Below are 10,608 nucleotides of genomic sequence, written 5' to 3'. Positions count from 1 at the left end.
CCCTGCTCCCCAAGCGCTGAGACGAGTCAGATCTGACTGTTGCCCCCTGGCCCACGTCCCCCCTTCGAGTTCAACACGCAGAACTTGACAGGGAAGACGTGGGCCAGGGCGACGCCATGGTGCTCGCGGCCGGCCCCGGCACGGGGGTGGTCGTGGACGCCGGACCCGACCCGCTGCTCGTCGACCGCTGCCTGCGCTCGCTCGGCGTCACCCGGGTGCCGCTCGTCGTGCTGACCCACTTCCACGCCGACCACGTGGCGGGACTGCCCGGCGTCCTGAAGGGGCGTCAGGTCGGCGCGATCGAGACCACCGGCCTGCAGGAACCCGCGGGGCAGGCCGAGTTCGTCCACAGGCAGGCGGCCGTACGGCGGATCCCCGTACGGCAGGCCGCCGCCGGGGAACGGCGCCGCACCGGAGCACTGTCCTGGGAGGTGGTGTGGCCACCGCCACCACGCCCGACGGCCTCCCCGGGAACGCCGGCGGGCGCACCGCCCCGCCCGTCACCGGCGGCGGAGGGACCCAACGACGCCAGCGTCACCCTCCTGGTGCGGACGGCGGGGATGCGCCTGCTGCTCCTCGGGGACCTGGAACCGCCCGCCCAGCGGGAACTGGCGAGGTCGCCGGCGGCCGCGGAGCTGGAAGGCGTCGACGTACTGAAGGTGGCCCATCACGGCTCCGCTCACCAGGACGTCGGTCTCATACGCCACGTGGCACCCCGGCTGGCGCTGGTCAGCTGCGGTGCGGACAACCCGTACGGCCACCCCGACCCGGGCACCCTGGCGGTGTTGCGTGCGCAGGGGGCCATGATCCTGCGCACGGACCGGGACGGCGCCCTGGCGGTGACCGGTACGGGCGGAGCGCTGCGCGTGGCGGAGAGGGGCTGAGGCGGAGAGGGGCTGAGGCGGGGTGGGGAGGGGTGAGGTCCGACGGTCGGAATGGGGCGAGATATGTGGTCCGGGTGTGAGAAACCGCACTGTTGGGTGCATTTCGTCGCTTGTGAGGGTCAGTCGCCAGTATTTCCGGCGTATATGCCGGATTCCCGCGATGTGGACCCGTGTTGCCTCGAAAGCCTCATCGGTGATCGAATGCGCTCTCGAAACACGTGTATTCACTAGGCGCAGAGGGTGTCGCAGATGATCGGCCGCTGGCTGGAGAGCCGAATGAAGCGGATGCAACGGACGAGTCCTCTGGCGTCGGTGCGTACCCCGCCGAACGCCGGGGTGCTGAGCTGCCGGGTGCTCGACCCGGTCAGCGAGCCGGTGCCGCACGCGGAGTTCACGGTCAGTGACGCCATGGGGCGCAAGGTGGTCAGCGGCGGCGCGGACCCCTTCGGGTCGTTCGTGGCGACGGTGCCGGCGGGGGAGTACCGGCTCGCCGTGTCCGCCGAGGGCTACACGCCCTACCGCGCCTCCGTCACGGTCGTCGCGGACTCCCTCGCCTCGCTCGGTGACGTGTCGCTGCAGGTGGCCCAGCCGCCCGAGCTGCCGGCGGCGGGCGACTGGGAGATCGAGCCGACGCACTCCTCGATCGCGTTCACCGCGCGGCACATCGGCCTGGCCCGGATCCACGGCCGGTTCAACTCCTTCGCGGGTGCCGTGCGGATCGCCGACGAGATGGAGCACTCGGCGATGCACGTGGTGATCGACGCGGCGTCCATCGACACCAACGTGAAGATGCGCGACGACCATCTGCGGTCGGCGGACTTCCTGGACGTCCAGCGCTACCCGACCCTGGAGTTCTACAGCGACCGGTTCGTGCACCGCGGCGGCAACCGGTGGGCCGTCACCGGCGCCCTGTCGCTGCACGGGGTGACGCGCACGGTCACGCTGGACGCGGAGTACCTCGGCCTCGGCAACGGCATGCAGGGCGAGGTGCGGGCGGCGTGCCGCGCCACCACCGAACTCCATCGCGACGACTTCACGGTGAGCTGGCAGACGATGCTGGCGCGCGGCATCGCCGTGGTCGGCCCCAGCATCCGCATCGACCTCGACGTGCAGATCGTGCAGAAGAGCTGACCGCGGGGCCGGTCGCGGGGATCGGCCGGGGAAGGGCCGGCCCGGCGGTTCGCCGGCCGCGCGGTGGCCGACAATGGGCGGCGTGAGTGATGTGAGACATGTGCTGGTGCTGCCCGACCGCGACGCCGCGGAAGAAGTGGCCCAGGAGCTCGGGGAGCGGTTCGGACTCGCCGAGGAACCGCAGCTCGTCCGGGAGGCCCTGGCCGGCGAGGACGACGCCGAGGACGCCCAGTGGCTCGTCGTCCTGCGGGACGAGGAGGAACGGCTGGACGCCGGCGCGCTGGACGAGTTCGTGCGCGAGTGGGACGGCTGGCGCGAGGAGCCGTAGGCCGTGGCGTGCCGGCCGGGGGCCCGGGCTCCCGGGAGCTCCGGGGTTCCGAGGCACCGCGGGGCCCGCTGTCAGTGGCCCGTGGGATGCTTGTCACGATGGCCAGGAAGACTGCGAACGACGACCCTCTCGCCCCGGTGACCCTTGCCGTGGGCCAGGAGGACCTCCTGCTCGACCGTGCCGTGCGGGACGTGGTGGCCGCCGCGAAGGCCGCCGACGCCGACACGGACGTACGGGACCTGACCCCCGACCAGTTGCAGCCCGGCACGCTCGCCGAGCTCACCAGCCCCTCGCTCTTCGCCGAGCGCAAGGTCGTGGTCGTACGCAACGCGCAGGACCTGTCGGCCGACACGGTCAAGGACGTCAAGGGGTATCTCGGGGCGCCCGCCGAGGAGATCACCCTCGTCCTGCTGCACGCGGGCGGCGCCAAGGGCAAGGGCCTGCTGGACGCCGCGCGGAAGGCGGGGGCACGCGAGGTGGCGTGCCCCAAGATGACCAAGCCGGCGGACCGGCTCGCGTTCGTGCGGGGCGAGTTCCGCACGGCCGGGCGGTCGGCCACCCCGGAGGCGTGCCAGGCGCTGGTCGACGCGATCGGCAGCGACCTGCGGGAGCTGGCGTCGGCGGTCTCCCAGCTGGTGGCGGACATCGAGGGGACGATCGACGAGGCCGTCGTCGCGCGGTACTACACCGGACGCGCCGAGGCGTCCGGCTTCACGGTCGCCGACCGGGCGGTCGAGGGACGGGCGGCGGAGGCCCTGGAGGCGCTGCGTTGGTCGCTGGCGACCGGAGTGGCCCCGGTGCTGATCACCAGCGCGCTCGCCCAGGGCGTGCGGGGCATCGGGAAGGTGCTGACCGCCCGCGGCGGACGCTCCGCCGACCTCGCCCGCGAGCTCGGGATGCCGCCGTGGAAGATCGACCGCGTCCGGCAGCAGATGCGCGGCTGGACCCAGGACGGCGTCTCCGTGGCCCTGCGCGCGGTGGCCGAGGCGGACGCCGGCGTCAAGGGCGGCGGGGACGACCCCGAGTACGCCCTGGAGAAGGCAGTGGTGACCATCGCCCGCGCGGCACGCCCGCAGGGACGGGCGTAGCCCGGGACACGTCCGCCGCGCAGGAGCAGCCGCGGACCGGGACCCGGCCGCGCAGGGACGGCCGCCGGACAGGCGCAGGTCGTGCCGAAGGCCCCGGCGGCGTCCTGGGGAGGACGGCCGCCGGGGCCTTCGGATCGAGCTCGAGGACCCATGCCCGCGTGGCGAACGCAGGCCGCGCATGGATCCGGGGTGCCGGTCGGGGGCGGATGAGAGAGGGCCCGCCCTGGGTCCTTCCGGCGATCAGACCAGATAAGAGGTTCAGCCCTTGAGGGCGCCGACCTTCTGCGCCAGCGCCGACTTCTTGTTGGCGGCCTGGTTCTTGTGGATGACGCCCTTGGAGACGGCCTTGTCGAGCTGACGCGCGGCAGCGCGCTGGTACTCGGTGGCCTTCTCGACGTCACCCGCGGCAGCGGCCTCACGAGCCTTGCGGATCGCGGTCTTCAGAGAGGACTTGACGGCCTTGTTGCGCAGCCGGGCCTTCTCGTTGGTCTTGTTCCGCTTGATCTGGGACTTGATGTTCGCCACGAATGAGCCTTTGCAGGTTCAGGCACGGGACCGCACGGGACCCGGGCCGATGATTTCTTGAGGTGTGCCTCGCGCTGAGAGGGCATGAGACACAGCCACCCACACTACCAGCGGCCCGTTGAACGGCCCAAACCCGCCCCCGCCGCCTCCCGCACCCCTCCCCGGTCCCCGCCCGTGGGACCATGGAGGCTACGTATCGATCCGACCCGAGACCGCAGACACTGCGGACGCCTCAAGAATCAGGACCCTGCGTGCCCGCGATCCCCAGCCATGTGCCCGAGCCGAGCCGAACCGACCCGGCTCTGATCCGCAATTTCTGCATCATCGCGCACATTGACCACGGCAAGTCCACGCTCGCCGACCGGATGCTCCAGCTGACCGGTGTGGTCGAGCAGCGGCAGATGCGCGCCCAGTACCTCGACCGCATGGACATCGAGCGCGAGCGCGGCATCACGATCAAGTCCCAGGCGGTGCGATTGCCGTGGGCCCCCACCCACGACAAGAGCAGCACGCACATCCTCAACATGATCGACACCCCGGGACACGTCGACTTCACCTACGAGGTGTCGCGGTCGCTGGCCGCGTGCGAGGGCACGATCCTCCTCGTCGACGCGGCCCAGGGCATCGAGGCGCAGACCCTCGCCAACCTCTACCTGGCGATGGAGAACGACCTCACGATCATCCCCGTGCTGAACAAGATCGACCTGCCGGCCGCGCAGCCCGAGAAGTTCGCCGAGGAGCTCGCCAACCTGGTCGGCTGCGACCCCTCCGACGTCCTCAAGGTCTCCGCCAAGACCGGCCTCGGCGTCGACGCGCTGCTGGACAAGGTCGTCGCCGAGATCCCGCCCCCGGTCGGCGTCGCGGACGCCCCCGCCCGCGCGATGATCTTCGACTCCGTCTACGACTCGTACCGCGGTGTCGTGACGTACGTCCGTGTCATCGACGGCCAGCTCAACAAGCGCGAGCGCATCCGGATGATGTCGACGGGCGCCACCCACGAGCTGCTGGAGATCGGCACCAACTCGCCCGAGATGCTGGCCGCCGACGGCCTCGGCGTCGGCGAGGTGGGCTACCTGATCACCGGCGTGAAGGACGTCCGCCAGTCGAAGGTCGGCGACACCGTCACCAGCCAGCACAAGGGCGCCGAGGAGGCGCTCGGCGGTTACAAGGACCCGCGGCCGATGGTCTTCTCCGGCCTGTATCCGCTGGACGGCTCCGACTACCCCCTGCTGCGCGAGGCCCTCGACAAGCTCCAGCTCAACGACGCCGCCCTCGTCTACGAGCCGGAGACCTCCGCCGCCCTCGGCTTCGGCTTCCGCGTCGGCTTCCTCGGCCTGCTGCACCTCGACGTGATCCGCGAGCGGCTGGAGCGCGAGTTCAACCTCGACCTGATCGCCACCGCGCCCAACGTGGTCTACCGCGTGGTCATGGAGGACGGCACCGAGCACACCGTCACCAACCCGAGCGAGTTCCCCGAGGGCAAGATCAACGAGGTGTACGAGCCGGTCGTGCGCGCCACGATCCTCGCGCCGACCGAGTTCATCGGGGCGATCATGGAGCTGTGCCAGACCCGGCGCGGCACCCTGCTCGGCATGGACTACCTCTCCGAGGACCGGGTGGAGATCCGCTACACCCTCCCGCTCGCGGAGATCGTCTTCGACTTCTTCGACCAGCTGAAGTCCAAGACCCGCGGTTACGCCTCCCTCGACTACGAGCCCACCGGCGAGCAGACCTCCAGCCTGGTCAAGGTGGACATCCTGCTGCACGGCGACAAGGTGGACGCCTTCTCGGCGATCACCCACAAGGACCAGGCGTACGCGTACGGCGTGCGGCTCGTCGCCAAGCTCAAGGAGCTCATCCCGCGGCAGGCGTTCGAGGTGCCGGTCCAGGCCGCCATCGGCTCCCGGGTGATCGCCCGCGAGACCATCCGCGCCATCCGCAAGGACGTCCTCGCCAAGTGCTACGGCGGTGACATCTCCCGTAAGCGGAAGCTGCTGGAGAAGCAGAAGGAGGGCAAGAAGCGGATGAAGATGGTGGGTTCCGTGGAGGTCCCGCAGGAGGCCTTCATCGCGGTCCTGTCCAGCGACGACGGCGCGGGGGCGGCCAAGGGCAAGAAGTAGCCGCCGGCCCGCCCGCCCGGTGGTGGGTGAGCGAGGGGGCCCGTCGTGCGGGAGCGCGGCGGGCCCCCTCACCCGTCTGCGGTCGGCCCCCTCACCCGTCGCCGGCCCCTTCGCGCACGTCACCGGTGGCCGTGCGGAGGAAGAGACCGGGTGCGGAGGCTTACGCGCGGGCCGGTCGCCCTTTACCCTGATGCCTGCCCCATGGTTACCCGCGAGTTAAACAACGGCCGGAGCGGCCGTCCGAGCACGGCCCGGGCAGAACCCGGGCGGAGCTTTGGCACCGCCTGGGCACCGCCGGGGCACAGACAGTCCGAACAACCCGTCCGAGAGTGAACCCAGCCGCACCTGAGCCAACCGCACCGAACCCAGCCGCACCGTCGCGGGCCCGGAGGATGTCGTGAGCGATACACAGACACTGATCGAGAACCGTCCGCCCTCCGTGGCGGGACTCTTCCTGGAGCGTGTGGCGGCCACGCCGGACGCCGAGGCGTACCGCTATCCGGTGCCGCCCGCCTCCGGTGAGGGCCCGGACGACTGGAAGTCGCTCACCTGGGCACAGGCCGCCGAGCGGGTCCACGCGATCGCGGCCGGCCTGGTCGAGCTCGGCATCGAGCCGGAGCAGCGGGTGGCGCTGGCCTCCTCCACACGGCTGGAGTGGATCCTCGCCGACCTCGGCATCATGTGCGCCGGCGCCGCGACGACCACGGTCTATCCGCAGACCAACGCCGAGGAGTCGGCGTACATCCTGGCGGACTCCGAGAGCCGGGTGCTGATCGCGGAGGACGCCGCGCAGCTCGCGAAGGCCAGGGAGAAGCGGGACGGACTGCCCGACCTCACCCATGTGGTCGTGATCGACGCGGCCGGCGCCGACACCGCCGAGGAGTGGGTGCTCACCCTCGACGAGCTGGAACGCCGGGGGGCGGCCCGCCTGGAGAAGGAACCGGGCCTGATCGAGCAGCGGGTCGGCGCGCTCACCAAGGACCAGCTCGCCACCCTCATCTACACCTCCGGCACCACCGGCCGCCCCAAGGGCGTGCGCCTGCCGCACGACAACTGGTCGTACATGGCCAAGGCGATCGCGGCGACCGGCCTGGTCACCCAGGACGACGTGCAGTACCTGTGGCTGCCGCTCGCGCACGTCTTCGGCAAGGTGCTCACCTCCGGCCAGATCGAGGTCGGGCACGTCACCGCCGTCGACGGCCGCGTCGACAAGATCATCGAGAACCTGCCGGTCGTGCGGCCGACCTACATGGCGGCCGTCCCGCGCATCTTCGAGAAGGTCTACAACGGCGTCGCCGCCAAGGCGCGGGCCGGCGGCGGGGCCAAGTACAAGATCTTCCAGTGGGCCGCCGGAGTGGCCCGCGAGTACGCCAAGGTCACCCAGGACAACTTCCGGCGCACCGGCACCGCGAGCGCCCCCTTCGGCCTGTCCGCCAAGCACGGAGTCGCCGACAAGCTCGTCTACGCCAAGATCCGCGAGGCCTTCGGCGGCCGGCTGCGGGCCTGCGTGTCGGGCTCGGCGGCCCTCGCCCCCGAGATCGGCTACTTCTTCGCCGGCGCCGGCATCCACATCCTCGAGGGCTACGGCCTCACCGAGTCCTCCGCCGCCTCCTTCGTCAATCCCGGCGAGGCCTACCGCACCGGCACCGTCGGCAAGCCGCTGCCCGGCACCGAGGTGCGCATCGCGGACGACGGCGAGATCCTGCTGCGCGGCCCCGGCATCATGGAGGGCTACCACAAGCTGCCCGAGAAGACCGCCGAGGTCCTGGAGCCCGACGGCTGGTTCCACACCGGGGACATCGGCGAACTGTCGCCCGACGGGTACCTGCGCATCACCGACCGCAAGAAGGACCTGATCAAGACCTCCGGCGGCAAGTACATCGCGCCCGCCGAGGTGGAGGGCCGGTTCAAGGCGATCTGCCCCTACGTCTCCAACATCCTGGTGCACGGCGCCGACCGGAACTTCTGCACCGCCCTCATCGCCCTCGACGAGGCCGCGATCACGGCGTGGGCGAAGGAGAACGGCCTGGAGGGCAGGACGTACGCGGAGATCGTCGCGGCGCCGGCGACGGTCGAGATGGTCGACGGCTACGTCGAGCGGCTCAACGAGGGCCTGCAGCGCTGGCAGACCGTCAAGAAGTTCCGCCTGCTGCCCCGCGACCTCGACGTCGAGCACGGCGAGATCACGCCCAGCCTCAAGCTGAAGCGGCCGGTGGTGGAGCGGGAGTACAAGCACCTGATCGAAGAGATGTACGAGGGGGCGCGCGAGGCGTAGACGCCCGGGCCGCGGCGTGGTGTGGACGGTTGTGCTCGAACATGCCCGGGACCTGTCCGTCCTGTGACGGTGTTCGAGCATTCCCCTAGCACAGTCCTCACCCGTGGCGGCCTACTTCGGTAACTCGGCGCTTATGGGCGGGGCCGTTCTGCCACTCTGTCGGGCAAGGCCGCGAGTCCTTCGCACGAACTGCCCGGGGAGCCGTCCATGGGTGTCATTCCGACGCAACGGGAGACCGTCTCCTGTGCCGGCGGCGCGCCCGCGCCCGCTGCCGAGCTGTCCGCCCGGGAGTGCGCGCGGGCGCACGTGACCCTGCTCGGCAGCTCCCTCGCGCCGGGCGCCGCCCGTGCGATGGTGCGCGCCGCACTCGCCGACTGGGCCGCGCTCGGCCTGCCCGGGGCACGGCTGCTGACCGGCCACCTCGTCGCCGACGCGCTGGTGGTCGTCAGCGAGCTGGTCACCAACGCCGTCGTGCACGCGGGGACCGACGTGGAGGTGGCCTGCCGGCTGGAGGAGACGGGCATCCTCGTCGTCGAGATCACCGACCGCCACCCCTCCCGCGCACCGCGGGGCGGCGGCGGGGACGAGGAACCGCACGAGACTCCCGAGTACGGCCGCGGCCTGCGACTGGTCGCCGCGCTCTCGGAGGCGTGGGGCATCACCTACCGGCCGGGCACCAAGACGGTGTGGGCGCGACTGCCCGCCGCGGGCGGGGAGATCACCGCGCAGATCGAGGCGTACGCCGGGGAACACGGCGGCGGGCACACCGGACCGCCGGTCGCGGAACCGCCGGCACCGACCGGCCCCGCCGTCCGGGCGCATCCGCAGGACGCGGAGGACGCGGAGGACCCGGACGGCTCGGGCGCTCCGGACGGCCGGGCCGGTACGGCCGACGCCGCCCGGCGTGGTGTCCGTGACCGTGAGTGGCTGGACCGTGGTGCCCTGTCCTTCCTCGCCGAGGCCTCCGACCTGCTCGCCGGACAGCTCGACGAGGACCTGGTCGCCTCCCTCACCGGACAGCTGATCGTGCCGCGCCTCGCCGACTGGTGCGCCGTGTGGCTGGAGGACGAGTCCCTGGGCCGCGGTGCCTGGGGCGACGACCCCGCGACGGCCGTCGGAGCCCGGCTGGCCCGCGTCTGGCACGCCGGCGAGAGCCGTGCCGAGGAACTCCGCCTCGCCCTGGAGAAGGACCCGCCCCGCGTCCGCGACCCGTGGCGTTCCGGCCCCGTCGCCCACCCCTGGCCGGGCGCCGCGCTCGGCCAGGGGGCCGAACAGGGCGCCGCGCTCGCCTACCGCCTCGTCGCCGGCGGCCGGCCCCTGGGCACCCTGGTCATCGGGCGGGCCGGCACCCCGTGCTTCCCCGAAGAGGTCAGCGGCCTGGTCGAGGACCTCAGCCGCCGCGTGGCGCTCGCCATCGGCGCCGCCCGCCAGTACGCCCGCCAGGCCACCATCAGCGCCGTCCTCCAGCGCGGCCTGCTGCCGGGCGCCGTCGCCGAGATCCCCGGGGTGCGCAGCGCCCTCGTCTACGAACCGTGCGACAAGGGCGGCCCCAGCGGCGACTTCTACGACCTCTTCCCGGCCGGCGACGGCCGCTGGTGCTTCACCGTCGGCGACGTCCAGGGCAAGGGTCCGGAGGCCGCCGTCGTCATCGGGCTCGCCCGGCCCTGGCTGCGGCTGCTGGCCCGCGAGGGATACGGCGTCCCCGGCGTCCTGGACCGCCTCAACCAGCTGCTCCTCGACGACGCCACCGAGGCCGCCGACGCCGCCGCCCGCGCCCTGGTCGCCGTCGGCGGCCGACCGGTTGCCCCGGGCGACGGCCCCCAGACCCGTTTCCTCTCCCTGCTCTACGGCGAACTCGTCCCGGTCGGCGACGGCGTCGTCCGCTGCACCCTCGCCTCCGCCGGCCACCCGCTGCCGCTGCTGCTCCCGCCCGACGGCGCCGTCCGCGCGGTCGCCGAGCCGCAGACCCTCCTCGGGGTCGTCGAGGACCCGGCGTACACGAGCGAGACGTTCGAGCTGCGCTCCGGCGACACGCTGCTGTGCGTCACGGACGGGGTCACCGAGCGGCGCTCCGGCTCCCGCCAGTTCGACGACGGCGACGGGCTCGCCGCCGCGCTCGCCGGATGCAGGGGACTGGACGCCGGACTGGTCGCCGAGCGCATCCGGCGCCTGGTCCACGAGTTCGGCCCCCGGCCCCCGGAGGACGACCTCGCCCTGCTGGTGCTGCAGGCGGAATGACGGAGCGAGCGCGGCAGTA

General features: G+C 72.1%; 7 protein-coding genes and 1 pseudogene. 7 read left to right on the top strand and 1 reads right to left on the bottom strand.

Annotated elements, in window-relative coordinates:
• Window positions 1–95 precede the first annotated feature (95 nt).
• From ACFYOJ_RS18995 to holA, 4 genes and pseudogenes are all read left to right on the top strand, one after another.
• Window positions 96–884: pseudogene (locus tag ACFYOJ_RS18995) on the top strand (ComEC/Rec2 family competence protein); the annotation flags it as partial.
• 249 nt (window positions 885–1,133) lie between these two features.
• On the top strand, window positions 1,134–2,015 hold the full coding sequence (locus ACFYOJ_RS18990; RefSeq protein WP_356556744.1) for a YceI family protein: 882 nt from the start codon (window positions 1,134–1,136) through the stop codon (window positions 2,013–2,015).
• Between the two features lie 82 nt (window positions 2,016–2,097).
• Window positions 2,098–2,343, top strand: a complete 246-nt coding sequence (locus ACFYOJ_RS18985; RefSeq protein WP_356556664.1) for a hypothetical protein — start codon at window positions 2,098–2,100, stop codon at window positions 2,341–2,343.
• Between the two features lie 98 nt (window positions 2,344–2,441).
• Window positions 2,442–3,431, top strand: a complete 990-nt coding sequence (gene holA, locus ACFYOJ_RS18980; protein ID WP_356556665.1) for a DNA polymerase III subunit delta — start codon at window positions 2,442–2,444, stop codon at window positions 3,429–3,431.
• A 258-nt stretch (window positions 3,432–3,689) separates the two neighbouring features.
• Here holA and rpsT read toward each other — a convergent pair whose 3' ends face one another.
• Window positions 3,690–3,956: a 30S ribosomal protein S20 gene (rpsT, locus tag ACFYOJ_RS18975; protein WP_356556666.1), complete on the bottom strand. Its 267-nt coding sequence runs from the start codon at window positions 3,954–3,956 to the stop codon at window positions 3,690–3,692.
• Window positions 3,957–4,207: 251 nt separating this feature from the next.
• Between rpsT and lepA the strand changes: the two genes are divergently transcribed.
• The 3 genes from lepA to ACFYOJ_RS18960 all read left to right on the top strand — a co-directional run bounded on the left by lepA (window position 4,208) and on the right by ACFYOJ_RS18960 (window position 10,589).
• Entirely contained in the window at window positions 4,208–6,076 is a 1,869-nt protein-coding gene (gene lepA, locus ACFYOJ_RS18970) for a translation elongation factor 4 (protein ID WP_356556667.1), read from the top strand.
• A 397-nt stretch (window positions 6,077–6,473) separates the two neighbouring features.
• Window positions 6,474–8,351, top strand: a complete 1,878-nt coding sequence (locus tag ACFYOJ_RS18965) for an AMP-dependent synthetase/ligase (RefSeq protein ID WP_356556668.1) — start codon at window positions 6,474–6,476, stop codon at window positions 8,349–8,351.
• Between the two features lie 207 nt (window positions 8,352–8,558).
• Window positions 8,559–10,589 (top strand): SpoIIE family protein phosphatase, encoded by a 2,031-nt coding sequence (locus ACFYOJ_RS18960; protein ID WP_356556669.1) that lies wholly within the window; start codon window positions 8,559–8,561, stop codon window positions 10,587–10,589.
• Window positions 10,590–10,608 lie beyond the last annotated feature (19 nt).

It is taken from the genome of Streptomyces sp. NPDC006384, assembly GCF_042870695.1.
GTDB lineage: Bacteria > Actinomycetota > Actinomycetes > Streptomycetales > Streptomycetaceae > Streptomyces.
Note: the sequence above shows the minus strand (reverse complement) of the source record. Positions and strands in the feature narration are given on the sequence as shown.

What these genes read in the sequence shown, in the direction of transcription:
- ACFYOJ_RS18990 (WP_356556744.1), top strand. Translation starts at nt 1,134, where the DNA reads ATGATCGGCCGCTGGCTGGAGAGCCGAATGAAGCGGATGCAACGGACG.
- holA (WP_356556665.1), top strand. Translation starts at nt 2,442, where the DNA reads ATGGCCAGGAAGACTGCGAACGACGACCCTCTCGCCCCGGTGACCCTT.
- ACFYOJ_RS18960 (WP_356556669.1), top strand. Translation starts at nt 8,559, where the DNA reads ATGGGTGTCATTCCGACGCAACGGGAGACCGTCTCCTGTGCCGGCGGC.